This window comes from Streptomyces sp. NPDC107559, assembly GCF_055657365.1.
This window is the reverse complement of record NZ_JBVKBD010000012.1, coordinates 86,407-109,601: the sequence shown is the minus strand read 5'-3', so window position 1 is coordinate 109,601 and position 23,195 is coordinate 86,407. Positions and strand designations below refer to the sequence as shown.

The 23,195-nt window shown below is 70.5% G+C and carries 24 protein-coding genes and 2 pseudogenes; 16 read left to right on the top strand and 10 right to left on the bottom strand.

Translation table 11 applies throughout. The features are described from left to right. Positions 1 to 28 precede the first annotated feature (28 nt). From ACZ7OY_RS30355 to ACZ7OY_RS30345, 3 genes are all read left to right on the top strand, one after another. A complete protein-coding gene (locus ACZ7OY_RS30355) occupies positions 29 to 991 on the top strand; it encodes a WGR domain-containing protein (RefSeq protein WP_471914360.1) in 963 nt (320 codons plus the stop codon). A gap of 141 nt (positions 992 to 1,132) precedes the next feature. Beyond that, a complete protein-coding gene (locus ACZ7OY_RS30350) occupies positions 1,133 to 2,419 on the top strand; it encodes a M48 family metallopeptidase (protein ID WP_471914359.1) in 1,287 nt (428 codons plus the stop codon). Positions 2,420 to 2,660: 241 nt separating this feature from the next. Then, complete coding sequence (locus ACZ7OY_RS30345) at positions 2,661 to 3,737, top strand: hypothetical protein (RefSeq protein WP_471914358.1); 1,077 nt, start codon at positions 2,661 to 2,663, stop codon at positions 3,735 to 3,737. A 132-nt stretch (positions 3,738 to 3,869) separates the two neighbouring features. Here ACZ7OY_RS30345 and ACZ7OY_RS30340 read toward each other — a convergent pair whose 3' ends face one another. Genes ACZ7OY_RS30340 through ACZ7OY_RS30325 form a run of 4 tightly spaced genes read right to left on the bottom strand, consistent with a single transcriptional unit; the run spans position 3,870 to position 8,374 of the window. Next, the gene (locus ACZ7OY_RS30340; protein ID WP_471914357.1) at positions 3,870 to 4,274 is read right to left on the bottom strand and encodes a hypothetical protein; all 405 of its coding nucleotides are present in this window, start codon (positions 4,272 to 4,274) and stop codon (positions 3,870 to 3,872) included. After that, positions 4,213 to 4,812 (bottom strand): hypothetical protein, encoded by a 600-nt coding sequence (locus ACZ7OY_RS30335; RefSeq protein ID WP_471914356.1) that lies wholly within the window; start codon positions 4,810 to 4,812, stop codon positions 4,213 to 4,215. The genes ACZ7OY_RS30340 and ACZ7OY_RS30335 overlap by 62 nt, the downstream gene beginning before the upstream one ends. Next, positions 4,700 to 6,862: a hypothetical protein gene (locus ACZ7OY_RS30330; RefSeq protein WP_471914355.1), complete on the bottom strand. Its 2,163-nt coding sequence runs from the start codon at positions 6,860 to 6,862 to the stop codon at positions 4,700 to 4,702. Before ACZ7OY_RS30330 ends, ACZ7OY_RS30335 begins: the two co-directional genes overlap by 113 nt. A gap of 60 nt (positions 6,863 to 6,922) precedes the next feature. After that, on the bottom strand, positions 6,923 to 8,374 hold the full coding sequence (locus ACZ7OY_RS30325; RefSeq protein WP_471914354.1) for a site-specific integrase: 1,452 nt from the start codon (positions 8,372 to 8,374) through the stop codon (positions 6,923 to 6,925). 130 nt (positions 8,375 to 8,504) lie between these two features. Between ACZ7OY_RS30325 and ACZ7OY_RS30320 the strand changes: the two genes are divergently transcribed. From ACZ7OY_RS30320 to infA, 3 genes are all read left to right on the top strand, one after another. Further along, positions 8,505 to 8,678: a hypothetical protein gene (locus ACZ7OY_RS30320; protein ID WP_471914353.1), complete on the top strand. Its 174-nt coding sequence runs from the start codon at positions 8,505 to 8,507 to the stop codon at positions 8,676 to 8,678. Positions 8,679 to 8,935: 257 nt separating this feature from the next. Continuing rightward, positions 8,936 to 9,727 (top strand): GNAT family N-acetyltransferase, encoded by a 792-nt coding sequence (locus ACZ7OY_RS30315; protein WP_471914352.1) that lies wholly within the window; start codon positions 8,936 to 8,938, stop codon positions 9,725 to 9,727. Continuing rightward, positions 9,724 to 9,948, top strand: a complete 225-nt coding sequence (gene infA, locus ACZ7OY_RS30310) for a translation initiation factor IF-1 (protein ID WP_351601918.1) — start codon at positions 9,724 to 9,726, stop codon at positions 9,946 to 9,948. The genes ACZ7OY_RS30315 and infA overlap by 4 nt, the downstream gene beginning before the upstream one ends. A 536-nt stretch (positions 9,949 to 10,484) precedes the next feature. Here infA and ACZ7OY_RS30305 read toward each other — a convergent pair. Then, positions 10,485 to 11,018, bottom strand: coding sequence for a 2'-5' RNA ligase family protein (locus tag ACZ7OY_RS30305; RefSeq protein ID WP_471914351.1), 534 nt, complete (start codon positions 11,016 to 11,018; stop codon positions 10,485 to 10,487). Between the two features lie 256 nt (positions 11,019 to 11,274). On the opposite strand from ACZ7OY_RS30305, the gene ACZ7OY_RS30300 reads away from it, so the two are divergent. After that, complete coding sequence (locus tag ACZ7OY_RS30300; RefSeq protein ID WP_471914350.1) at positions 11,275 to 11,475, top strand: hypothetical protein; 201 nt, start codon at positions 11,275 to 11,277, stop codon at positions 11,473 to 11,475. A 74-nt stretch (positions 11,476 to 11,549) separates the two neighbouring features. Here ACZ7OY_RS30300 and ACZ7OY_RS30295 read toward each other — a convergent pair whose 3' ends face one another. Together ACZ7OY_RS30295 and ACZ7OY_RS30290 are read right to left on the bottom strand one after the other, a co-directional pair. Continuing rightward, positions 11,550 to 13,028, bottom strand: a complete 1,479-nt coding sequence (locus ACZ7OY_RS30295) for an FGGY-family carbohydrate kinase (protein WP_471914349.1) — start codon at positions 13,026 to 13,028, stop codon at positions 11,550 to 11,552. 258 nt (positions 13,029 to 13,286) lie between these two features. After that, positions 13,287 to 13,703, bottom strand: a complete 417-nt coding sequence (locus tag ACZ7OY_RS30290; protein ID WP_471914348.1) for a hypothetical protein — start codon at positions 13,701 to 13,703, stop codon at positions 13,287 to 13,289. A gap of 377 nt (positions 13,704 to 14,080) precedes the next feature. On the opposite strand from ACZ7OY_RS30290, the gene ACZ7OY_RS30285 reads away from it, so the two are divergent. Continuing rightward, entirely contained in the window at positions 14,081 to 14,878 is a 798-nt protein-coding gene (locus ACZ7OY_RS30285) for a DUF5937 family protein (protein WP_471914347.1), read from the top strand. Between the two features lie 11 nt (positions 14,879 to 14,889). Here ACZ7OY_RS30285 and ACZ7OY_RS30280 read toward each other — a convergent pair whose 3' ends face one another. The 3 genes from ACZ7OY_RS30280 to ACZ7OY_RS30270 all read right to left on the bottom strand — a co-directional run bounded on the left by ACZ7OY_RS30280 (position 14,890) and on the right by ACZ7OY_RS30270 (position 16,806). After that, complete coding sequence (locus ACZ7OY_RS30280) at positions 14,890 to 15,276, bottom strand: GntR family transcriptional regulator (RefSeq protein ID WP_471914346.1); 387 nt, start codon at positions 15,274 to 15,276, stop codon at positions 14,890 to 14,892. Beyond that, positions 15,269 to 16,060, bottom strand: a complete 792-nt coding sequence (locus ACZ7OY_RS30275) for a hypothetical protein (RefSeq protein ID WP_471914345.1) — start codon at positions 16,058 to 16,060, stop codon at positions 15,269 to 15,271. The genes ACZ7OY_RS30280 and ACZ7OY_RS30275 overlap by 8 nt, the downstream gene beginning before the upstream one ends. 215 nt (positions 16,061 to 16,275) lie before the next feature. Then, positions 16,276 to 16,806 (bottom strand): hypothetical protein, encoded by a 531-nt coding sequence (locus tag ACZ7OY_RS30270; protein ID WP_471914344.1) that lies wholly within the window; start codon positions 16,804 to 16,806, stop codon positions 16,276 to 16,278. A 285-nt stretch (positions 16,807 to 17,091) separates the two neighbouring features. Here ACZ7OY_RS30270 and ACZ7OY_RS30265 point away from each other — a divergent pair, with 285 nt between their 5' ends. The 8 genes and pseudogenes from ACZ7OY_RS30265 to ACZ7OY_RS30230 all read left to right on the top strand — a co-directional run bounded on the left by ACZ7OY_RS30265 (position 17,092) and on the right by ACZ7OY_RS30230 (position 23,168). Further along, positions 17,092 to 18,075 (top strand): carbohydrate kinase family protein, encoded by a 984-nt coding sequence (locus tag ACZ7OY_RS30265; protein WP_471914343.1) that lies wholly within the window; start codon positions 17,092 to 17,094, stop codon positions 18,073 to 18,075. Positions 18,076 to 18,121: 46 nt separating this feature from the next. Beyond that, positions 18,122 to 18,573: pseudogene (locus ACZ7OY_RS30260) on the top strand (methylenetetrahydrofolate reductase); the annotation flags it as partial. Positions 18,574 to 18,718: 145 nt separating this feature from the next. Next, positions 18,719 to 19,183, top strand: a complete 465-nt coding sequence (locus ACZ7OY_RS30255; protein WP_471914342.1) for an SDR family NAD(P)-dependent oxidoreductase — start codon at positions 18,719 to 18,721, stop codon at positions 19,181 to 19,183. Beyond that, positions 19,177 to 19,743, top strand: a pseudogene (locus tag ACZ7OY_RS30250) (RNA polymerase sigma factor); the annotation flags it as partial. The gene ACZ7OY_RS30255 and the pseudogene ACZ7OY_RS30250, both read left to right, overlap by 7 nt. Continuing rightward, positions 19,743 to 19,946: an Ada metal-binding domain-containing protein gene (locus ACZ7OY_RS30245; protein ID WP_471914341.1), complete on the top strand. Its 204-nt coding sequence runs from the start codon at positions 19,743 to 19,745 to the stop codon at positions 19,944 to 19,946. The pseudogene ACZ7OY_RS30250 and the gene ACZ7OY_RS30245, both read left to right, overlap by 1 nt. A gap of 38 nt (positions 19,947 to 19,984) precedes the next feature. After that, positions 19,985 to 20,770, top strand: a complete 786-nt coding sequence (locus tag ACZ7OY_RS30240; protein ID WP_471914340.1) for a 2OG-Fe(II) oxygenase — start codon at positions 19,985 to 19,987, stop codon at positions 20,768 to 20,770. A 143-nt stretch (positions 20,771 to 20,913) separates the two neighbouring features. Further along, positions 20,914 to 22,098: a cytochrome P450 family protein gene (locus tag ACZ7OY_RS30235; protein ID WP_471914339.1), complete on the top strand. Its 1,185-nt coding sequence runs from the start codon at positions 20,914 to 20,916 to the stop codon at positions 22,096 to 22,098. A 191-nt stretch (positions 22,099 to 22,289) separates the two neighbouring features. Beyond that, entirely contained in the window at positions 22,290 to 23,168 is an 879-nt protein-coding gene (locus ACZ7OY_RS30230; protein ID WP_471914338.1) for an ABC transporter substrate-binding protein, read from the top strand. Positions 23,169 to 23,195: the final 27 nt, after the last annotated feature.

The window sequence follows — 23,195 nt, the reverse complement described above, 5'->3', positions numbered from 1 at the left end:
GCCTACCGCGGACGGCGTGGGAGGCCCGATGGGCGGATGGCGGAGGTTCGAGCGGCAGGAGGCCACGCTCGCGTACTGGCAGATTCGCCAGGAAGGGATCCGATGCTTCATCCAGTGGGGATCCGGCCGAAGTCCGGGCAAGGCCAGTACGACGACGCTGGAGGACGAGGAACAGGCGCGGCGTCACGCGGTACGCAAGATCAACGAACGTCTCCGCAAGGGGTTCACCGAGGTGGACCCGCCCTGCGATCCGGCAGAGGCCGAGGCCGGAACACCGGTTCTGGACTTCCTGACCAGGTCGGTCGGCCCACACGCGCCGGTCGCCCCGTACCTGCCGGTCGACGGCTTCGACGAGGTCTACCGCCGCGCACTCTCGCCCGACCACCCGCGGGGCTTCCTCGAGTACTACGTACTGCGTGAGCAAGGGCGCAGCGCGGTCCGCTTCGCAGTACGAGCCGACAGTCATCAGGACGAGGTGGTCGCTGGTTTCCTGGAGTTCCTCTGCTCCAGGCGTGACCTCGCCTTCGACGGCCGGTCCCATCACAAGGTGCCGTTGCCGAGCCCGGTCGGGGCCTTCGACCACGCGCTGTTCTGCTCGCCGGCCCTGGGCCAGGCCTGTGCCGCACACCCGGAGGTGGCGGCGCGGGTGGCGACGGCCTTCCCCGTGTTCGACTGCGAGATCGGGGACGAGGACAGGGAGGTGCTGGTCGACGCCCGCATCCACGGTCATGCCTCGCTGCCTTACAGCGACTGGGGACGCTCTCCGTATCCCGCCGTCGATCTGCGCTTCGACGTCCAGCCGTCGTACTACCGGCCGTCGCCGAAGTTCAAGGTCCACCGGGCGGCCGACCTCCAGAAGCTCATGGACCTGCTGCCGCAGGCATCGCCGCAGAGCTGGCTGGAGGTACGGTCCTTCCGAGGAGAGACCAAGCGCCTCGAACCCGGCACGTCCCTGTCCTTCCCCGACGTGCTCTCCTTTCTGGTCGGCTGAGGCGCCGGCCCGGATTGCAACGCGATCACGGTTCCTCCCCTACGGACGATCACGCCTTCAGTGCAGGTCAAGCGTGTGATCAGATCGGCTCCTACCGATGAACAGCGGCTCGGGGAGGGCCGCGAGGGAGGGGAGAGCGTGATGCCTGAAAGTGCCACGGAGACAGCACAGTCGTGCCCGGAATGCGGCGCGGAGATCCGCGGCGACAACCGGTTCACCGTCTGGTGCGCCGCCTGCGACTGGAACGTGGATCCCGAGAAGCCGCGGCCGGAGCCCGGACGCCTGGAGCGGGCCGAGCGGGCCCTGGCCCAACGGCATGGTGAGCAGTTGCTCGCCGAGATGTCGAGCGGGCAGGAACTGCGCCCGTGGCGCGACGCCTCGGCGGTGTCGGCCACCGCGCTCGCCCTGATCGTGCACGGTGTCACGCTCGCGCTTGCCGTCGGCGGCATCTGGTGCGTGGTGGCTGGCTGGGGTGGTATCGGCATGGTGGCGGGACTGGTGCCCCTGCTGATGGCCTGGGCGCTCGCTCCGAGAGCTGGCCGTCTGCCCGACGACTGGCCGGTGCTGTTCCGGGCCGACGCGCCTGAACTCTTCGCCCTGGTGGACGAGGTGGCTGCGGCGGTTGGCACCCGGAGCGTGCACGCGATCGCCGTGGACGGGGACATCAACGCCAGTGTCACGACATACGGCGTGCGCGGCCGACGGCTGCTGGTGCTGGGCATGCCGCTGTGGGAAGTCCTCACGCCCGAGGAGCGGATCGCACTGCTCGGCCATGAGCTGGCCCACTACGCCAACGGCGACATGCGCAACGGCCTGGTGGTCGGTACGGCGACGCGGACCCTGGCGCTCTGGTACAACACCCTCCGGCCGCATCAGCACCCGACCGCGATCGAGATGGCCGTCGATGCCTTCTGCGTGGTGCCACGGCTGCTGGTCTGGGGGATGCTGGTGCTGCTCGTCCGGCTGACCTCCCAGGCCGGCACGCGGGCCGAGTACCTCGCCGACAGGCTTGCCGCCCGTACCGCATCCACGCGGGCGGCGGTGGGCCTCATGGACCGGTTCCTCGTCTCCGGGTCGTACGGCGTCCTGCTGCGCAGCGAGACCAACCGTGCCGCCCTCGGCGGGCCGAGGTCCACCCGCGATGCCATGGCCCGGGCCGACGAGCTGTGGGGGCGGCTCACCGCATTCGCGGCGTCCGTGCCGGAGCACGAGTACGAACGGCAGCGGCGGGCCGGAGCCCGGCGCGGCCACCAGGTCGATGCCACTCACCCGCCGACCCATCTGCGGCGTGCCTGCCTCCTCGCCGGGCAGCCCGCGGCGGCCGTGGTGGTTCCGCAGGCCCGCAGGACCGAGCAGATCGCCGCGGAACTCGCCCCGGCCCGCGCACAGGTGGCCCGTTGCCTGTTGCGCGACGGCTTCGAGGACTGAGGCTCTCCCGGGCTCCTGACAAGGGTGCATCGCGCAGAAGGCCGGATCGTGGTCGGGTCACGAGCTCGGGGGTTCTCTCGCCTATGCCGAACTGTTGCTTTCGACGCCAACCGATCACGGCTCAGCGGCTGTGCCGGCAGACGTTCCTGGACACCGCGTTGTCGGAGGTCACGTCTAGGTTGATCCGCAAGATCCCTGGCGAGTGACGTCAGGGGTATTCGGAGCGATCGTGGGGGTTGCCATGCACTGGTGGAACAGGAAGCCCGGGGAGCGGGCGGAGTGGCTGCTTGAGCCGCTGGTGAAAGTAGGGCCGCTGCGGTTCGGGATGAACCCAGACGAGGTGGCATCGGCCCTGGACGGAGCGGTTGCCCACGTCTCACAGGGGTTGGGCGGCGGCATCGGCTGGGGCTACTACACAGACTGGGGTGTGACCGCGCTCTACGGCGAGGAGAATGGACTGGTCGCCGTAGCGATCGATGCGATGGATGGGCCGCTGGTGCGCCTGCGGGACATCGACCTCATTGCCCGGGTGCCGTCCGAGGTGCGCGCAGACATTCAGGACCTCGCACTCCGGGAGGGAACTTCCGTGCGAGTGAACTGGAGCGGTGATCCGGAAGTCGAGGCATGGGGGGTCTCCATGGGTGCCGCACAGGAGCAGGGGCTGACGCCCGAGGGGTACACACAGCGGTTGGACACGATGATCACCAACGCGCTGCTGGTTGGTCCCGAGCTGGCGAAAAACCCGTTCGGGTCCGGGCCGGTTATCCGTTGGCGCGACGTCCGTGACGAGCCTCCGAACGTTGGGGCGTGGCCAGTAAGAGCTCAGCAGGAGCGACAGCACTGGGACTGGACACCACTGGAGAGCGTCGGTCCGCTCAGGTTCGGTATGAAGCCGCAGGAGGTGGCGGCTGCGCTGAGCGAGGAGCCGACCACCCGCCATGGCCGGTATCCCTTCGGAACGTCGTGGGAAGGCATGGGCCAGTGGATCTTGGGTGAGGACCGCTTCGACCGCGTAGGCGTGACCGCTCACTACTCCAGTGGCTATAACTGGCCCCCAACCCTCGGCGCTGTCACCGTTCACGGACGAACTGGGCCTCAGGTCGAGTTCGCGGGCATCCGACTGATCGGCATGACGGTTTCGGCCGTTGACACAGCCCTGATCCAGCACATCGAAGAACGAGATCTGGGCCTGGTGATCGGATGTGGCGGCGATCTCGGCGTGGATGGCCTCAAGATGTACGTCCGGGCCAGTAGGGCCGGGGACACCGCGGTGAGTGAGGCTCGATTCTGCCAGGCGCAATGGGAGGACCACGGCTGATCCGTAAGGCGCCTTGATCGCTCCGCGGTGTACCGCATCGTGCTCCTGGTCCCACGCTTCTACCCACGGCCTGGGTGCCGGCTCATCCGCCTACTGGGTTGAGCACGCTGGGGTGTACACCGGTACGCGCGTTTAGGTAGCGCTGATCGGCAGGCTCCGGACAGGGCTGCGTTGGGTGTTGTTGGTGAGCCGGTCCAGTTCGGTGCGGAGTTCGTGGATGACCTGGGCGTATACGGCAACGCGCTCGCGAAGCCGGTCGTTGTCTTCCCGAAGGGCCTGGGCGGCGGCTTCCGCGTCGATGGCGCGGGCATGAAGATGCTGGTACGCGGGTGGGATGCCGTTCGCTTCGGACTTTCGGCGGACGAATTCTTCTTTGAGGTCAACGTGCTTGTGCGTGAGGACCCAGCGCTTGACGCCTGCCTCGGCAGCGAGTTGTAGCGTGGTGAGCGCCCCGGTGGACCGGGTTGGACGGCCGTCAAGGAGCCGTTGGATCGCTGCGGTGATGGCGTCGCGTTCGGCGTCGCGGTCGGTGGCCATCGTCGGGTTCTCCGGTGCGGTCGTGGGCGATGACGATGCGTTCCAGGCGGTCGAGCTCGTGCTGTTCGCGGGCGTGTCGGAAGGCGGGAGCCAGCGGGTCGTCCACGAGTGGCCGTCGTCGCTCGATCTGGACGAGGACGTGCTCGATGTTGCGGTCGGTCCGCGCGATGTTGACGCAGTTCGGGCGGCAGTCGTCGAGGTCGGGGGTGCGGCGGGTGCTGTCTTCCTCGCTGCGCAGGCGGCAGGCTGCCCGTGTCGGGTCCAGGACGCAGGTCATGCCCTTGCCGGGGAAGATCTGGAGGTCGGGGTTGGCGAGCATGGTGGTGGCGTGCCGCTTGGTTCGAAGGACTCGGCCAGCGAAGCGTGTGGCGGCTTGGACGCGGTGCTGGTAGGTCTCGGCTGCTGGGCCGCTGACCTGCTCGCCTTCACGCAGGCGCTGGTGTGCGTCGGCGAGAGTGTCCAGCCGGGCCAGCCAGTCTTCGAAGGCGAGGTCGTCGGGGAAGCCGGAGGCGTAGTTTCCGGCGTAGCCGAGGGTCATCTGGACGCGGAGGTGTCCGTATTGGATGGCGGCGGCAACCAGGCCCCGCGGCCGGCGGACGATGAACCAGGCCAGGGTGCGGCGCAGGCGGGCGGAGTAGATGGCCGGGTGGACGGGGTCGGGTGGGATTCGGTCGCTGCGGCCGTGTTCGGTGCAGTAGGTCTCGACCCAGGCCAGGAATTCGGCGATGTCGTGGTTGATTCGGGTCTCCGACCGGGAGGCGCCGACGCGGCTGCGCAGGATGGTCTCGCCGTCGCGGCCGTCGGTGAACAACGTCGCGGGGAACAGCCAGGGCGCGCTGCTCGGCGGTGATCTCGGTGCGGGTCGTGGCGATCGTCGCGGTGGGGAAGCTGGCGAGCAGGTCGGCCAGTTGCGCGACGGGCCCGGCGAAGCGCTCGGCCCAGCGCAGAGGCGTCATCTCCTGCCGGCGGGCCTCCAGTCCCTCCTGGACGGCGATCAGCACCGGCAGGTGCGCCGGAGTCGCGCGGGCGCAGGGACAGGACAGGCAGAGCAGGAACGAGGCCCGGCAGGGCTCGCCCGTCGGGCTATGCGGGCTGGCCAGGTGGTCGGTGCAGCCTCCCAGCACGGTGTCCAGTTCCCCGGCCAACAGCTTGCTCAGGGTGGCCGTCTCCAGGCCGTGGCGCCTGGCGACGGCCTCGGGCCTCTGCCTGGCCTCGGCGACATCAGCGGCCGTCAGCACCCGCATGACCTGCGCGGCCCTCGCGCCGGCCAGCTGCTCCTCCAGCACGTCCGCGACGACCTTCTGATACTCGGCGAGGTTGCCGCGGTTGCGCGCCAGATACTCGTTCGCCAGCGTCCGTTCCGTGTGTGCGACCGGCTGCTGGTGACGCTCCAGCCAGCTCATCCGCAACCGTCGGCTGTCGACCACGAGCGGAATCGGAAGACCGTCCTCGCCCAGGGCGTCGGCGCGCAGTTTCGCGCCACGGCTCCAGCTAGCCAGGATCGAGTTGGGCAGGCCGGCGCGGAATCCGCGGCCCTTCTCCACGCCCTTGGAGCAGAAGAAGGTCAGAAGCAGATCGGTTCCGATGTGCGCCCTCGCTGGTCCGGCCAGATCGACCAACAGCGCGTAGACCCCAAACGGTGTGTGCAGGTCGAACTGCCGGTGAGGGTTGTCGCCCGGCCCGCCGGGCGCGCTGCCGGAAAACGCGGTCGGCATGTGTCCGCGGTCCCGGGCGCGGCGCGGCTTGATCAAGTCCACCACCGCAGTCGCGGTGGTCCCGGTGTGCCCGTCGGCGCGGTGGTGCGTCGCCGTGGCGGTGGCGATCGTGCTGTAGTTCTGCCCAGTCAGGCAGAGCAGCAGCACGCCGGCCGCGCCGATGTCGGAGAACGTCAGGTGCAGGTCCGCCATCAGCCGGCCCGCCCCGAACGGACGGACGCAGTGGTCGGGCTGCTGGCGGATGTCCCTGCGCGGGACGTCGCCGTGCCGCTCCACGTAATCCAGCAGCTCGCCGTGCTGCCAGGTTCGCGGCTCCGCTTCGGCGTCGATCTGTCCGGCCCGCCAGCGGGCCAGCAGTTCCCGCCCGGCGAAGATCCGCTCGGCGGCCCGCCTCAGCTGGAAGCGCGCGGTGGTGGTGATGCGGTCGAACTCGGCCGGAGTGTAGCTGGCAGCGGGCGTGGAGTTACGCTCCAGGCCCTTGCTGGCCAGCCGCGCCAAGAAGTCCTGCCCTGCGCCCTCGGGTGCGAACCGCAGCACCGAGCGCAGCGTCGGCAGCTCCCGGTTTCGGTTCGGCGTGCCGAGCCTGGCCATCTGAAAGCTTTCCAGGTGGGCGGCTCGAAGCTGCGCCGGATGGGCCGGCGGGCGGTTGAGCGAGGCCAGGTGGTGTGCGAATCGGCGCAGCAGACCGTAGGCGCTCAGAGCCGAGGAGGTCGTCCTGCGCCGCCCGGCCGGAGAGGTCGCCCCGGAGAAGGCGGTCGCCAGCCACACCATCAGCTCGCGGGTGATGGGGAAGGCGGCGAAGTCGTAGTCGGCCGGCGGGCCGCCGCGCTCCGGGAAGAAGCGGACCAGGCACTGCCCGTCGTCGAGGAACAACCGTTGCGGCGCTTGGTATCCGGGTGTCGGCAGCGCAGCCGGGGCGCCCTGCAGCGCGGGTCATGACGGTTCTCCGGCGACCGGGTCGGACAGGACCTGCGGGTGCGTGGCGAACATGGACGCCATCAGGGCCGACAGGGCAAAACCGTGAGCGTGCTCGATCAGCAGCGAGACGTCGAGGTCGCGGAAGGGCTCCAGGTAGGTATCCATGGTGGTCGTCACGTCGGCGTGCCCCAGCAACGTCTTGACCAGATACCAGGTGTCGCCGAACTGGGCACGGAAGTCGCGTACCTCCTCAGCGTTCAGGTGCGCGACCTGCCGCTCGTAGAGCAGCCGGCCGACCGAGTACCAGCGCAGCGCGAACGAGTGCCGCATCATGTGCGCGTTCGCCTCGAACGAGGTGAGCCCGGCGCGGGCGACCCGCTCGTTGCCGGTGTCGAAGGTGTGCTGCCAGCCAAGCGCCGCGCGCGGCAGGCCGTCCTCGTTCAGCCAGACCGCCAGCGGCTCCAGCCCGGCTGCGGTCCGGCGGAACAGCCTCTCGCGGGCACGGGGGTCCAGCGAGTCCATCGACACGGTCACCCGCCGACCGCCTGCGTCGCGCATCTCCAGGCGGCGGTTGCGGGTCCTGCGTTCGACCAGCAGCAGCCCCGGCAGCCGCTCGTAGCGGCAGGCGCGCTGAGCCCGGCGGACCGCTGCGGCACGCTCGCCCTCCTCGTAGGCCAGGACGTCGACCAGGACGCTGCGCGGCATCCAGAAGCGGCGCCCACGTCCCCCCTTGGCGCAGGCCTCCGCCAGCCGACAGGTGTAGTAGGTGCGGGTCTCGTCGTCGGCGGGCAGCTCCAAGCGCAGGACGCTGGCCCACTCACTCAGCCGCAGCCCGGTGCCGTAGAGCCCGTCGACGAACGCGCAATCACGCTGGCTGTTGCGCCCCCGCCACCCGTCGATCTCCCGACCGCGCAGGTCCAGTCCGCGCAGCCCGACATCGACCCAGCGGGCGTAGCCCGCCGGGTCCAGCCATTTCACGTCCTTGCTGCGGACGAGATGCGGGCCGGCCTCGAACGACTCCGTCTCCGAGCCCGGGTCAGGACCGGGAACCTGCCGCCGGGCCACCGGATCGCTCACTCCGAATCGGAACCCGGCCCAGCGGTAGAACGCGCTGATCGCGACCAGGTCGTCCAGCACCGTCCCGCCGGCCACGCGCCGGACGTTGGCCTCGGCGGTCATCCGCCAGAACTTGAACCCGGCGACGTCCTCTTCGTCGGCGTCGTGCCAGGCCCGGCCCACCGCATCAAGGAACCCCAGCCAGACGGCTACCGCGAAGGCGTACTTTCTTCGCGTGCCTGCCCTCGCATTACGCATCCGCGCCGAGGCGAAGAACCCGTTGACCTCGGGCACCGACCACCCATCGGCCCGCAGCAGCACCGGCTGTCCCGGCTGCGTACCGTGCGCGTGCGCCCACTCCGCCAGCGTCGGCAGGCCCGCCAGCACCGGATCGGCCGCGTACCACGACACCTCCCGCCGCGGGTCACACCAATGCACCTGCCACCGCGCCAACGGCCCGGCTTGCACCTCAAGTTCATCGATCATCAATGAGTGAACATACAGCCACTCACAGTCACTGAAATCGCAGCAACAGTTCCTTGTGGCTAGAGGCCGCCTTCCGACCCATCTGCGGCGTGCCTGCCTCCTCGCCGGGCAGCCCGCGGCGGCCGTGGTGGTTCCGCAGGCCCGCAGGACCGAGCAGATCGCCGCGGAACTCGCCCCGGCCCGCGCACAGGTGGCCCGTTGCCTGTTGCGCGACGGCTTCGAGGACTGAGGCTCTCCCGGGCTCCTGACAAGGGTGCATCGCGCAGAAGGCCGGATCGTGGTCGGGTCACGAGCTCGAGGGAAAAGGCTTTGAGCGAGGCGGCGCCCCGCTGCTACGTTCGGGGCGGACCGTGAAGTCGACGTAGGGAGGTGAGCCCCGTGAACGCAGTTACCCGTGGGTGCTCCCTCGATCCGTCACGGTCCGGCGGCTGACGTCCGGTGTCGCCAGGAGCGCCTGAGACCAAGGCACTCCTGAAGGAGACTCCGATGAACACAAAGCCTTTCACCTCCGGTCCGGGCGAGAACGCGGTGGTGATCACGCGCGTCGCGGACCGGCAATGGCATGCTCTGGACGACGACCTGGTCGTCGGCCGCGGACATGCGCAGCACCGCCCCGACGGACGCCTGTTCGTCACCATCGACGCCTGGCACGACGCCACCTTCGACCGGCTCGCCGAGGCGATGGTGGCGCAACTGCCCGCGCCGCTGCACACGGTGGTCGACGAAGCCGACGCCGGGCTGACGGCCGGCTGGCGGCGCGCCGGATTCACGGTCCGGCGCCGCGAGTGGGAGTACGCCGTACCGACCGACCCGCAGGTCACCGGGCTCGGAGCAGTCCTGCCGCCCGCGGGCGTGACGATCGTGCCCGCCGGCCTGACGGACGAGACGTTGCTGCGGGCGGTGGACCGTGCGATCCGTGACGAGGTCGAGGCGAGCGTCGGGTGGCAGTCGATGCCCGTGGAGGTGATCTCCCACCCCGAGGGCGACACCATCGTCGACCCGTCGAAGTACGCGGTGGCCGCGGCGCCGGACCGCTACCTGGGTCTGGTCCGGGTGGTGAGGGCGAAGCGGCCGCGCATCGGCCTGCTCGCGGTCCGCGCCGACGAACAACGGCGCGGCATCGCGCGGGCACTGCTGGCCCACGCGCTGGGGACACTGCACCGCTCCGGGTCCGCCGCGGCCTGGACCGAAGTCCAGGAATCCAACCAGGCGGCCACGGCACTGTTCGAGGGCATCGGCGCCCGGCGGCTGAACAGCAACCTGGAGCTGGTGCGATGACGAAGCACAAGAACGTCATCGAAGTCGAGGGCAAGGTCGTCGAGTGCCTGCGCAGCGCCATGTTCACCGTGGAGCTCGACAACGGCCACCAGGTGCTCGCGCACATCAGCGGGAAGATCCGCAAGAACTACATCAAGATCGTGCTGGAGGACCGGGTCCTGGTGGAACTCCCGCCGTACGACCTGACACGCGGCCGGATCGTGTTCCGCTACCGGAGCTAGCAACGGCCGACACCCTGCGCGACACCCTGCGCGGAACCTGATCCCAGGCCCCGGTCACGCCGTTTCGGTGACCGGGGCCTGGCGACGGCCCGTACGGCCGGAGTGCTCGCCCCCCGGGGGTCAGCTCGGCCGGGCGCGGGCGAGGGTGTCGGCGGCGCCAGTGGGCGGGGAGGTCCCGTACGACGCGGTCCAGCAGGCGCACGACGTCCGCGCGTACCCCGGGATCCAGCGACTGAAGTTCTCCGAACAGGTGTCCGCCGTCATCGTCCACCCCGCAAGGGTCCACGAGAACGACCGTCGGCTCAACCGCCGGGACAGCGGCCCGCGTTCGTCTTCGTCCAGCCGACGCCGGAGGCACACGGCCGGGTTCGGTGACTCGGATCATGCGCCTGGCCCGTTCGGGGGTGTCGGCGTGGCCTGCTTGCCCCGTGGGGTCGGGGGCCGCAGAGTCTGGGTGCGGCGCGCTCCTGGCCGGCCTGTGGCTCACCGGCAGCAGCAGCTACGTACTCGCCACCTGCCCACCCACCCCCGGTTCGTCAGGGGCGGGGCGCCAGCACTTCCAGGGCGCCGGTCTCGGTGTCGTAGCTGCGCAGCGTGGTGAGCCGTACCGACAACGGCGGCATCGGCAGCAGTTCGGGAATCCGCCGGTCGGCGAAGGCGCCGGCCCGCCGGGACCGGCCGAGGGTGACGTGCGGGCTCCAACGCGCGGGGTCGTGCAAGGGGTTGAGGGTCTCGGGCGGGCTGTCCGAGGTCACCGCGTCCCACACCCTGCGGTGCAAGTCGACCAGAGCGGAGTCGAGTTGGAGGGACCAGGCCAGCACCGAGGTCGGCCGTTCGAAGCGGACCAGGCCGGTGAACCGCACCGGCAACGGCAGGGCGGCGGCCACCTCGGCAAGCTCCCAGCGGATCGGGGCGGTCAGCTCCGGGCAGCCGGCCAGGGTCAGGTGTGGGCTGTTGGTCGGTGAGCGCAGGCGCGCCTGACTGGGCAGCCCCGCGTCCGCGAGCCGTCGCCAGGCTTCCCGGACCGCGAAGTCCGCCGACTCGTCCAACAAGACCTCGACCGTGCGCACCGGCGCAGCCTACCCGCGACAGCCTGCGGCTTCCGCCGGCCGCCGTCGGCACCTGCCGGCCTGCCGAGCCGCCGACGGACTACAGTGGGAGGGTGGGGTGAGAACCCACGGGCCATCGGGACCCACGCCGGAGAAGCACGGCGGTTCGCACGACGCCGGGCCGTCCCCGCGTGCGTGCGAGCGGCTTTCCAGCAGGCCGTCGCAACGCTCCGGCGATCACGACACGGACCCCACACACCGGTCAGTGAGGCCGAACATGAGCGATCAGTTCCCGACCCCGTCCCAGGCAGAGGGCGAACGCGACGACGAAGCCGAGGCGAGCCGTCCCGAGTTCCCCCGAACGACCCCCTCCCAGGCGGAGGGGGAGGACACGGAGGACGAGCAGGGCGTGGAGGACGCCGGGCCGCATCCTCATGACAGCCCCGGTCCCGTGCGTCGGCAGGACATCGGGACCTGACGGCGCCCCGCGGTTTTTGTTCATGAGAACGGTTCACCGACCGGCCTGCCGTGCACGGCTCGCAGGGGCGCGTCTCACTGCATGTCGGCGAGATCGTGCACGATGGCCGTCGTGGCCGGGTAGAGCGCGGTGTACGACGCGTACAGGCGGTCGTACGTCTCGCGTGTGTGCGCCCGGGGCCGCACGGTCGTCGCGGTGACCGCCCAGTCGGTGTCCGGCGGTACGAGCCCGAGCCCGACCGCGCAGAGGAGGGCGTCGCCGTAGCAGGCTCCGATGGTCTGCGCCGGTACCTGCTGCTCCCGGCCGGTGACGTCACTGACGATCTGCGTCCACAGTCCGCCCTTCGTACCGCCCCCGACCGCGACGATGCGCCGGACCGGGTCGTCGGGGTCCTCCAGGAGGCCGAGGATCTGGCGGACCCCGAACGCGATGCCCTCGTAGGCGGCGCGGAAGAGGTGGCCGCGCGTGTGCCGCAGCGTGAGGCCCGCCACCACGCCTCTGGCCCGCGGGTCGAAGACCGGGGTCCGCTCGCCGGCGAAGTACGGGAGCATCAGCAGGCCGTCCGAACCGGGCGGCACGGCTTCGGCCTCGGCGACCAGGGTGTCGAAGGGCGCTCCTCCGGTGACCTCCTGGAGCCACTGGGTCAGGGAACCCGAGGTCGACATGCCTGCGGAGATGGTGCGTCGGCCCGGCTCCACTCCGGCCGTGGTCCACAGTCCGGGGTGCGCCCGGTAGGTGTCCAGGATCTGCACGAAGAACAGGGTGGAGCCGTACATGAGCATGAGGTCGCCCGGGTGCCTTACGCCGGCGGAATGGGCCTCGGCCCAGGCGTCGACGGTGCCGGCGCAGACGGGTGTGCCGACCGGGATCCCGGTGGCCTCGCAGGCCTCGGGTGTCACCGTTCCCACCACCTCGTGGGGGTGGACGAGCCGGGGAATCTCCAGGTGGCCTGCGATGTCCGGCAGCCAGTCCTGCGCCCAGGATCCGGCGTGGATGTCGTACAGCGGGTCGCACTGACTGGCCGTGTGGTGATCGAGTACGTAGGCCCCGGTGAGCTTGGCGGCCACGTACGAGTGGGAGTTGTACCACCTCGTGGCGCGCGCCCACTCCTGTGGCTCGTTGCGCTGCATCCACAGCATCTTCGGGCCGACGGCCTGGCTGCTGAGTTCCTTGCCGCAGCGTTCGAGGACGGTGTCGGCGCCGAGCCGCACGGTGAGGTCGTGGATCTCTCGCTCGGCCCGGCCGTCGATGCCGTAGAGGATGGCCGGTCGCACGGGCTCCCCGTCGCTGTCGCAGAGCAGCAGGCAGGGGCCGACGCCGCTGACGCAGAGTCCGGCGAGGGTGTGCGCGCCCGTCCGGCCCGTCAGTTCACGGGCCACCGCGGTGAAGTCTTCCCACCAGACGGTGGTGGCGTCCACTTCCGCCCAGGACGGTCTGGGCAGCGACATGGAGTGCGGGCGCACGGCTGTCGCCGTCACCGATCCGTCCAGGGTGGTGAGTACGCCCTTGGTGCCGGCCGTACCGATGTCGATGCCCAGCACGAGTTCGCTCATGGCGAGGTGTCCGTTCCGTCGTCGAAGCCGTGGGAGGAATCCTGTGAGGACAGGATGCGGGCGTCGGCCGACGGGCGCTCGGAGCGCAGGACGAATCCGATCGGGTATGCGTCGTACGTGGTGAACCGACGGGTGCTCCGCGACGGCTCCGGCCGACGGCACACACGCGTGCGACGCACCGCGTCCGGCGCGGTGCGTCGCACGGGTTCCCGTCCGGCGCGGGCCGACGGCTTCCCTACCGTGATCCTGGTGCGGGGGCTAGTAGGCCGTACGCCCGCCGCGGGTGCCGCCGCCGTTCGTGGTCACGAAGTAGAAGGTGGTGCCGTCCAGCACGTCGGTGGCCACCACCTGGTAACCGGCGCCCTGCGTGACCAGGGTCCAGTGGTCCTGGCAGTAGCCGTGCGCGGCCCAGCACACGGCGACCCACTGGCTGCCGCCGGAGTCGATGCGCAGGTTGATGTCGTTGCAGCGTGAACTCGTCTTGTACGTACCGCTGTAGCCGTTGGGCGGCAGGCTGATCGCCACCGACCCGCCGTAACAGGTGACCGCCGCCTGGTCGGCACCGTCGGTGGCGGCCGACGCGGTGGCCGGCACCAGGAAGGAGAGGAACAGCGCGCTCGTGGCCAGGATGCCCAGCCGACGCGTACGGAGCCCTCTCACCCGTATACGAGCCATGATATGTCCTTTCATTTTGAAGTACCGGGTCTGATTTTCGGTCACGGAATTCCGCTCTTTACAGAACCCGTCTCGATGCTGTCTTTGTGGCTGGCTTGAAGGCATGTTCCCAACGCCCGACACGGACTGTCATGCTCATTCGATTCCAGTGAAGATTCGCAGGTGCATCTAGGGGGAGACAGCGGATGCTTCGCTTCCATTTCACTGCCGAGGACTTGGCGCGCACGCGGGTGGCGGCCTCGCCTCATCCGCTGTGGGAGATCGCCGCCAGCCTGCACAGATTCCAGACCCGTAGCGGCAGATGGAACTATGCGAATTGGTACGACCGCGCGTGCGGGAACCTTCAGGAAGCGGGTCTCGCACTTCCGGTGAAAACGATGTTGCTGCCACTCTTCCCGCGCGCCCGCTATTTCGCCGACTTTCTCACGCCGTTCGAAGGCGTCGACGGTCTGGAGCCCGCGCTGAAGGCCATACTCGCGACGCCCGACGAGCAGGTGAACGACGAGATGGCCATCGCGGCCCGGGCGAGCCGGGTGCCGTCCTGGACGTCACGCGTCGCCGAGAAGCCGCTGCGCGAGGACCTGGTGGATCTGCTGCGCGCGTATCACCGGACCGTCATCGCTCCGCACGAGGAGGACATCCAGGAGACCTTCCAGGCGGAGCGCGCCCGTCACGCCCGGAGCATGCTGACCGAGGGAACCGCCGGACTGCTCGCCGACCTCTCGCCGGCGATCCGCTGGCGGCATCCAGTGCTGGAGGTGCCTGACTACCCCGCCGAGAACGAGGTGCATCTGGGCGGCCGCGGACTGCTGCTCATCCCGTCCTACTTCTGCTGGAAGGCACCCGTCGCCCTGGCGGACCCCCGGCTTCCCCCGGTTCTCGTCTACCCCGTCCACCATCTGCTGACGGCCGCCTCGACCCAGGACGAGGCCGCCCTGCACGCCCTCCTCGGCCGTACCCGCGCGGTCATCCTGCGGGCCGCCGCCACCGGGGTGACCACCAGTGAGGCGGCCCGCCGGGCCGGGGTCTCCACCGGAACCGCCACCCACCACACCACGGCCCTGCGGGACTCCGGCCTCATCACCACCCACCGGCGCGCCAACAGCGCCCTGCACACCCTCACCACACTGGGAGCGGCCCTTCTGGGCGGCGACGCCGTCGGCGAGTGCCGGTGAGCCTTGGCGGATCAGGAGTGGTCCGGGCCGAGAGCTTCGCGGACCGCTGCCAGGATGGCCTCGGTGTCGGCACCCAGTGCGCGGGCGGAGGAGGTGAAGTCCCTTGCGAGGGTGGCGAGTTGAGAGGCGTAGGAGCGGCCCGGACCGGCCGGGGGCGCCGCGACCCGGGAACCGGCGCCGCGGCGGGTACGGATCAGCTCGGCGGCCTCCAGCTCGCGGTAGGCGCGGGCCACGGTGCCCGGTGCGAGGCCGAGGTCCATGGCCAGCTGGCGCACGGTCGGAAGCCGGTCGCCCTCGACCAGTCGTCCGGTGACGATCAGCGCGCCGAGCTGGGCGCGGATCTGCGCGTACGGCGGTACCTGGCTGGTGGTGTCGACGCGGACGGCGGGCTCATTCATGGTCGGGCGACTCCCCCGCCGCATCGTCGTTGACGGACCGGGGGACCACCAGGGTGACCAGGGACCAGACAACGGTGAACAGGTTCAGCAGGGCCAGAGGGTAGAACACCCAGAAGGTGAGCGCGCCCATCGCACCGGCGCAGCCCGTGTCCGTCAGCGAGACGGAGACCATCAGTACGGCGTACAGCTGCTGGCTCGACACCAGCAGACCCCAGGCCCCGGTCACCGCCCACGCGCGGTCGCGACGCTGCTGCTCCCCGCCCGGTCCGTGGGCGATGCGGCGCAGGGCCCACACACAAGTGGGAGTGGCGACGGCGAGGGCGCCGAACATCGGAAGGCTGTAGTACAGGCCGGGCCAGGGTCCCAGGGGCGCCTGCATCCCGTTGCAGGTGACGGTGACGACCTTCCCCGTGCTGAAGATGTGGTCGGGGTCGATAGAAGCCGTGGCGGCCGCGATCGCCAGCAGCACGGTGAGCGAGACCCCCTGAAGTGCGATCAGGGGGCCCATCCGCGGTGGCACATGGTCTCTGACCAGGCGTGGGGCGAGACTCGCGGTGCGCACCGCGTCCTGGGGGACCAGGGTCAGCGCGTCGGCAAGAAGGACGCCCGCGACCGCGCACAGACCGAAGGCCGTGATGCAGAACACGACGCGCTGCTCGAACTCGATGTGCACCAGCGTGGACAGCGCCTGGGCGACGACGATGCCGATGGCCAGGCCGGACCAGCGGGCGTAATGGTCCGCGTGATCGAGTATGCGGCGCTGGAGCGGGGCGGCATCGAGCATGGGGATCCCCTCAGATCATCTTGTACCAAGCGGCGAGTACAAGATGCCGGAGACGGAATCTTGTGTCAAACACCCAATACAAGATGACGTGACGCCGCTGAACGCGACAGCGTGTGCACCGACTCGGTCAGGGACGGAGCGCCGGCCGGCCCGGGCAGGCGGCGGCCTTCACAGGACGGCGAAGCCTCCTGAGGGGAGGCCTGGCCCGGCGTCGCTCACCCGCCGTCGGACTCCACCACCCAGCCGAGGCGGACCGTCCACACCCTGCCGTCCGCCGTCGCGCCCCGCATCCCGTCCAGCGCCCCCGGACCCGCGGCGGTCACCAGGCGCGAATCGCCCGCGGCCGCGAAACCGAACGTGCGGCGCGGGTCCCAGTCGGTGCTGTGCCGCAGCCGACGGCTCAGCTGGACCCAGCCGGCCGACGCCGCGGCCACCACCCAGGCGTCCGGCGCCGGACGGGTCAGCCGACGCGCCTGACGCAGCCACGAGGCGGCGTCCTCCGGCCAGTCGACCACCGCGGCGAGCTGTCCGCCGCTCCTGTGCCAGGCGTCGGCGAACGCGGTGGCGGCGGCCTTCGACACGGCGTCGCGGCCATGCCCCAGCGCGACGCTGCCGCCACGAAATCCGCAGTCCTCCAACAGGGCCAGCAACCGCGCGAGTTCGCGTTCGGTGTGCGGCCGGGCGGCGGGCCGGGGCGCGTACGCGGAGAGCGCGGCCGAAGCCAGTCGGGGAGAGGGCTCGCTCACGACGGCTCCCCGTTCCGCCACGCCCGGTGGCGATCGGGCAGGCAGACCGCATCCTCTCGGGCGGCCGTGCCAGCGGTATCCGGACGTCGACCTCGCAGGCGGCTCCGGGGGATTTCGACCGGCGCTTCAGCGGCGCGCGGCACACTGCGTGCCGGGCAGTCCCAAGCCGGACAGACCCAAGCCGCGCAGTCCCAAGGCGCCGGGCCCGGCCCGGCGCCCCGTACGGCCCGGCCGCCGCGCACCGGGCCGCACCCCTCGACCCCGGGTTCAAGGAGAGAGACCGTCGTGCGAATCGCCGTGACCGGCTCGATAGCCACCGACCATCTGATGTCCTTCCCCGGTCGGTTCACCGACCAACTGATCGCCGACCGGCTGGAGCAGGTGTCCCTCTCCTTCCTCGCCGACCGTCTCGACGTACGGCGAGGCGGTGTCGCCGCCAATATCGCCTTCGGACTGGCCCGGCTGGGACTGACTCCGCGTCTGGTCGGTGCCGCGGGCGTCGACTTCGACGAGTACGGGGCCTGGCTGCGTGCCGCCGGGGTGGACACGGACTCGGTCAGGATCAGCGAGACACTGCACACCGCCCGGTTCGTGTGCACGACCGACGAGGCACAGAACCAGATCGCCACCTTCTACGCCGGTGCCATGGCCGACGCCGCGAAGATCGACCTCGCCGCGGTGGCCGCCGACTGCGGCGGTCTCGACCTGGTGCTCGTCGGCGCCGACGCCCCGGAGGCGATGCTGCGGCACACCGAGACCGCCCGGCGTACCGGCATCCCTCTGGCCGCCGACCCCTCGCAGCAGCTCGCCCGGCTGACCGGCGCCCAGGCCCGGCAGCTCGTGGACCACGCGCAGTTGCTGTTCACCAACGAGTACGAGTCCGCCCTGTTGCAGGAGCGCACCGGCTGGAGCGAGCGGGACATCCTGCAACGAGTCGGTACGTGGGTCACCACCCGGGGCGCGGACGGCGTCCGCCTGGCGCGCTGCGGTCAGCCCCTTCTGGACGTGCCCGCCGTCCCCACCGCCGAGACCGCCGAGCCGACGGGGGCGGGGGACGCGTTCCGTTCCGGATTCCTCGCCGGTCTGAGCTGGGAGTGGCCCGAGGAGCGGGCGGCGCAGCTCGGCTGTGCGCTGGCGTCGGTCGTGCTGGGGACCGTCGGCACCCAGGAGTACAAGGTGCTCGCGGCGGATCTGATCGACCGTGTCGAGCGCGCGTACGGGCACGACGCGGCCCGTGGCATGGAGCCGCGTCTGGCGAAGCTGTCATGAGCGGGCCGCGGAAGAAGCCGACCGCCCACACCGCGGGAGGGCGTTCATGAGTTCCGTGCCCGAGGCGCCGGCGAGCGGCGTTCCCTCGTTCTCCTTCGAGTTCTTCCCACCGAGGACCGGCCGGGGCGAGCGCACCCGGTGGAACGCCGCCCGCCGGCTCGAGTCCCTCTCCCCCGCCTTCGTGTCCGTGACCTACGGCGCCGGGGGCTCGTCGCGCGAGCGGACCGTCGAGGTCACCCGGCGCATGGCGGCCGAGACCACCCTGCGGCCCGTCGCCCACCTGACGGCCGTCGGGCACTCGGTGGCGGCCTTCCCCGAGATGCATCCGCGCTCGCCGGACTGGGACAGCGACATCCGGCACTTCGTCGCCAAGTGCCGGGCGGGAGCCGACTACGCCGTCACCCAGATGTTCTTTTCTTCCGCGTCGAGGACTACCTGCGGTCGCGCGACCGGGTGGCCGCGGCCGGCTGCGACGTCCCGATCATCCCGGAGGTCATGCGCCGGCACCGCCGACCCCCGCGGGGCCGGTGGACACCGCACCGCAACACCTTCGGGCACAGCGGTGTTTTCCGTTGACGAGAGCACATCGCACCGCGCTCCTCCCCCTCCTGCAGGCGGGGCCGACCATCGAGAAGGAACCTTCATGGATCTGCAGCTTTCCGGGCGGGTCGCCGTCGTGACCGCCGCTTCCAAGGGCATCGGACTGGCCGTCGTCAGCACGCTCCTCGAAGAGGGCGCCAAGGTCGTGGCCACGTCCCGCAAGAGCACCCCGGAACTGGATGCGCTGGCCGGCCCGAACCTCGTGCACGTCCCGGCCGACTTCATGGACGAGGACGCGCCGGCGCAGGTCGTCGCCCGTGCCGTGGAGCGGTTCGGCGGGCTCGACATCCTGGTGAACAACGCCGGCGGCCCGCCGCCCGGTGTGACCCTGCCGCGTGGCTCGTTCCTGCACGCCTCCGACGAGGAGTGGCGAGCCATGTTCGAGTTCAACCTGTTCTCGGCCGTGCGCGCCGTCCGTGCCGCCATCCCGCACCTGCTGGAGCGCGGCGGCGGCGCGATCGTGAACATCTCCTCAGCGTCATCGACAACGTCGTCCCGGAGATGCTGAACCTGGCCACGGGCCGCTTCGTCGAGCCGCAGGAGGTGGCCGACGCGGTGCTGCTGTTGGCGTCGCCGCGTCCGGCAGCACCACGGGTGCCGAGTTCGTGGTGGACGGCGGGCTCCTCAAGGAGCTCTGAGCACCACCGTGCGCAAGGGCCGGTGAACCCCGGCCCCTGCGTACGGGCCCGCCCGGTCCGCCGCTGTCACCGACGGATTACCCTGGCCGGCCATCGGGCGGGCGGCCCGGCACCGGACGCTCCGGCCGTTCGTGTACGGCCGTTCGTCTACGGCCGTTTCCGTCCGTCTGCAACACCCTGCGCCCGGACGGTGTTCTTCTCAGTGATGGACGACAAGGCAGAGCAGCTGACGGATCTCCTGGCGGCACACCTCGAAGCCGGCTTCACCGAGCTGGTCCGGGTGCACGCCGGGGCGGTGCACGCGTTCCTGTACCGCGTCTCCGGCTCCTTCGCCGAGGCGGACGACCTGGGGCAGAACACGTTTCTGCGCGCCTACACCGCCCTCCAGGACTACTCCCCCGCACGGCGCCGTGAGCTGCGTCCGCGTGCGTGGCTGATGACCATCGCAGCGAACGTGTGGCGCAACCACGTGCGGACACGCAAACGGCGCCCGGCCACGGCCGGACTGCCCGTGGAGGAGACCATGGACGTCTGGCCGGACCACAGCCGCACCGGGTGCACTTCCGCACCGCACATGACGCACGGGAGGCGGGTTACCGAGCCTGCAAGAGCTGCCGGCCCCTCACCGTCTGATCCGGCGCCCTTCTCCTTCCCCGACCGCGGAGCCGACAGTGACCAGTCACCACACCCCACAACTGCCGGGCCCGGAGCCCGGCCGCACCCCCACCGCGCCCGACGCGAGCACCGACGACGGCATGGACCTGCCCGCCGTGGACGCGCTGGACTGGCCCGCGCTGACCACGGCGCTGGACGCCGACGGCGTCGCCGTCACCCCGCCGCTGCTGTCGCGGCGCGCCTGCGCGGAGATCCGCGAGCTGTTCGACCGGGACGAGGTGTTCCGCAGCACGGTCGACATGAGCCGTCACCGCTTCGGAAGCGGCCGCTACCGCTATTTCGCCGCCCCGCTGCCTCCGGTGGTGGCCTCCCTGCGCAGACAGGTGTATCCGCCGCTGGCCCGGATCGCCAACCAGTGGGCCGAGCGCCTGGACAGGCCTCGGTTCCCGGCGACCCACGCCGAGCTGACGGCGGCGTGCGCCGCGGCCGGACAACTGCGGCCCACTCCCCTGCTGTTGCGCTACGGCCCGGGCGACCACAACTGCCTGCACCAGGACGTCTACGGCGAGCTGACGTTCCCGCTCCAGGTGGCGGTGATGCTGGACCGTCCCGACGTCGACTTCACCGGTGGTGAGAGCGTCTTCGTCGAGCAGCGTCCGCGCGCCCAGTCCCGTCCGATCGTGAAGCGGCCCGGCCAGGGGCAGGGGCTGATCTTCGCGGTGCACGACCGTCCGGTCCCGTCGACGCGCGGCTGGAGCCGTTTCATGCTGCGCCACGGGGTGAGCACGGTGCACGACGGCCGACGGCACGTCCTCGGCGTGATCTTCCACGACGCCCCGTGACACCCGGGCCGGCCGGTGCCGACCGGTGCCGGCCGGGAGCCGCTTTCCGGCCATCGTCCCCGTGGACGACGCGCCGCCGACGGCGGGCGGGTTAGCGTGCGGGGGACGGATGATCGGCAAGCGCCACGGCGACGGGGACACCCATGGACATCATCGACCTGACGGCCTACGGCGAACGCTTCACCGCCGATCCGCACCCGTTCCTCGCCGAACTGCGCGAACAGGGGCCGGTGCACAAGGTGCGCGACGCCAACGGCGGAGAGTTCTGGCTGGTCGTCGGCCATGAGGAGGCGCGGGCCGCGCTCGCCGACCCACGGCTGTCCAAGGACATGCGCAAGCTGGGCTGGGACCTCTACGACGCCGATCTGATCGGACGTCACATGCTGATCTCCGACCCGCCCGAGCACACCCGTCTGCGCAGGCTGGTCAGCCGTGAGTTCACCCCGCGCCGGGTCGAGGCGCTGGCACCGCGCGTCCAGGAGATCACCGACGGGCTGCTGGACGCCATGCTGAAGCAGCCCGCCGGGCGGGCCGACCTCGTGGCGTCGCTGGCCTACCCGCTCCCCATCACCGTCATCTGCGAACTGCTGGGCGTGCCCGACATGGAGCGTGAGGAGTTCCGGCGCTGGTCCAACGAGGTCGTGGCGCCCACCAGCGAGGAGGCATCCTTCCGGGCCTTCGGCGAACTCGGCTCCTTCCTCACGTCGTTGATCGGGAAGAAGCACAGCACGCCCGGCGACGACCTGATGAGCGCGCTGATCCGCACCACCGAGGAGGACGGCGACCGGCTGTCGTCCCGTGAACTCGTCGGCATGGCCTTCCTATTGCTGGTGGCCGGCCACGAGACCACGGTCAACCTGATCTCCAACGGAGTGCGCGCCCTGCTCACCCACCCCGAACAACTCGCCGCGCTGCGGGCCGACATGAGCCTGCTCGACGGCGCCATCGAGGAAATGCTGCGCTACGACGGTCCGCTCGAGTCGGCGACCAACCGCTGCACCACCGAGCCCGTCGAGATCGCCGGCACCGTCGTCCCGGCCCTGGAGCCGGTGCTGATCTCGCTCGCCGCCGCCCACCGCGACCCGAACCGCTACGAGGCCCCCGACACCTTCGACATCCGCCGCGAGGCTCGCGGTCACCTCGGATTCGGCCACGGCATCCACTACTGCATCGGCGCGCCCCTGGCCCGCCTGGAAGGCCGGATCGCCCTGCGCTCACTGCTGGAGCGCTGCCCGGAACTCGCCCTGGACACCCGCCCGGCCGCGCTGGAGTGGCTGCCGGGACTGCTCATCCGCGGCACCCGCACCCTGCCCGTCCGTTTCACCTGACGGCCGGGGCGCGGCCCGTGCGGCCACCCGTTCGGCGGATCGCGGTGGTCACTGCCCCTTTCCCGGAGACCGTATCGGAGGGCGGGCGACCCGACCCGCGCCCCGGAGTCGTCCCATGCTGCTCCGGCGGTCGTATGGTTCATGGTGATTTATGGTGACTCAAGGAGGATGCCCCTACCGGAGGTGCAATGATGCGCGCCGCGGCAGCGATCGTCTCCCTGGCTGTCAGCGGGGCGCTCATCGTCGCGACATCGGCTTGTGACCGCGGCGGGTCGGCGTCCGCGAAGGCCCACTACGGCGACTGCCAGGTATCGGGGCACTACGGGGAGTTCCACCTGTCTCCCCAGACGGCGGGCGCCCTCACGGTCAAGACGACGCTGCCCGCGCCCGGCTGGTGGAACGGCAAGACGCCGGACTCCGTCACGAGCGGCTACGAGTACTGCATGGCCGCCAACATCGCCTACCGGTCCGGACTCGACCGGGTGAAGGTGGTGAACACGCCTTTTCCGGAGATCGTGTCCGGCAAGGCCAAGGACTTCGACCTGGCCCTGGCGCAGATCACGATCACTCCGGAACGCAGCAAGGTCGCCGAGTTCTCCGAGCCCTACCTCTCCTCGACCCTGGGGGTGCTGATCAGGGACGGCGAGAAGATCAACGAGAACAACATCCGTGACGCGCACATCGGAGTGGCGGAGGGCACCACGGGCGAGCAGTTCGTCAAGGAGCGCCTCAAGCCGACCAAGCCCGTCACCACCTTCGCCAACGATCCTGAGATGGTCACGGCGCTGGAGGAGGGCCGCATCGACGCGGTCGTCCACGACACGACGATCCTGCTGGCCTATCCCCAGAGGCGGGAAGGCCGGGTGCGCCTCGTGGGCCAGTACCGGACCGACCAGGGCTACGGCGCCCTGTTCCCGAAGGGGTCACCCAACACGAAGGACGTGGATCGCATCATCAGACAGCTGATCGACGACGGGACGCTCACCAAACTGTCGGCCGTGTATCTCGGGGCAGCCTTCGGCCAGGACCCGGCCAAGATCCCGTACTTCACGGTCGAGGAGAGCTCCTGACCGCTCCGCACCGCCGCACACCCCCGG

Bases quoted from the DNA above. Each gene is read 5' to 3' on its own strand.
- ACZ7OY_RS30355 (WP_471914360.1), top strand. From the start codon at position 29: ATGGGCGGATGGCGGAGGTTCGAGCGGCAGGAGGCCACGCTCGCGTAC.
- ACZ7OY_RS30350 (WP_471914359.1), top strand. From the start codon at position 1,133: ATGCCTGAAAGTGCCACGGAGACAGCACAGTCGTGCCCGGAATGCGGC.
- ACZ7OY_RS30345 (WP_471914358.1), top strand. From the start codon at position 2,661: ATGCACTGGTGGAACAGGAAGCCCGGGGAGCGGGCGGAGTGGCTGCTT.
- ACZ7OY_RS30340 (WP_471914357.1), bottom strand. From the start codon at position 4,274: ATGGCCACCGACCGCGACGCCGAACGCGACGCCATCACCGCAGCGATC.
- ACZ7OY_RS30335 (WP_471914356.1), bottom strand. From the start codon at position 4,812: ATGACCCTCGGCTACGCCGGAAACTACGCCTCCGGCTTCCCCGACGAC.
- ACZ7OY_RS30315 (WP_471914352.1), top strand. From the start codon at position 8,936: ATGAACACAAAGCCTTTCACCTCCGGTCCGGGCGAGAACGCGGTGGTG.
- infA (WP_351601918.1), top strand. From the start codon at position 9,724: ATGACGAAGCACAAGAACGTCATCGAAGTCGAGGGCAAGGTCGTCGAG.
- ACZ7OY_RS30300 (WP_471914350.1), top strand. From the start codon at position 11,275: ATGAGCGATCAGTTCCCGACCCCGTCCCAGGCAGAGGGCGAACGCGAC.
- ACZ7OY_RS30295 (WP_471914349.1), bottom strand. From the start codon at position 13,028: ATGAGCGAACTCGTGCTGGGCATCGACATCGGTACGGCCGGCACCAAG.
- ACZ7OY_RS30290 (WP_471914348.1), bottom strand. From the start codon at position 13,703: ATGGCTCGTATACGGGTGAGAGGGCTCCGTACGCGTCGGCTGGGCATC.
- ACZ7OY_RS30285 (WP_471914347.1), top strand. From the start codon at position 14,081: ATGTTGCTGCCACTCTTCCCGCGCGCCCGCTATTTCGCCGACTTTCTC.
- ACZ7OY_RS30280 (WP_471914346.1), bottom strand. From the start codon at position 15,276: ATGAATGAGCCCGCCGTCCGCGTCGACACCACCAGCCAGGTACCGCCG.
- ACZ7OY_RS30275 (WP_471914345.1), bottom strand. From the start codon at position 16,060: ATGCTCGATGCCGCCCCGCTCCAGCGCCGCATACTCGATCACGCGGAC.
- ACZ7OY_RS30255 (WP_471914342.1), top strand. From the start codon at position 18,719: ATGGATCTGCAGCTTTCCGGGCGGGTCGCCGTCGTGACCGCCGCTTCC.
- ACZ7OY_RS30235 (WP_471914339.1), top strand. From the start codon at position 20,914: ATGGACATCATCGACCTGACGGCCTACGGCGAACGCTTCACCGCCGAT.
- ACZ7OY_RS30230 (WP_471914338.1), top strand. From the start codon at position 22,290: ATGCGCGCCGCGGCAGCGATCGTCTCCCTGGCTGTCAGCGGGGCGCTC.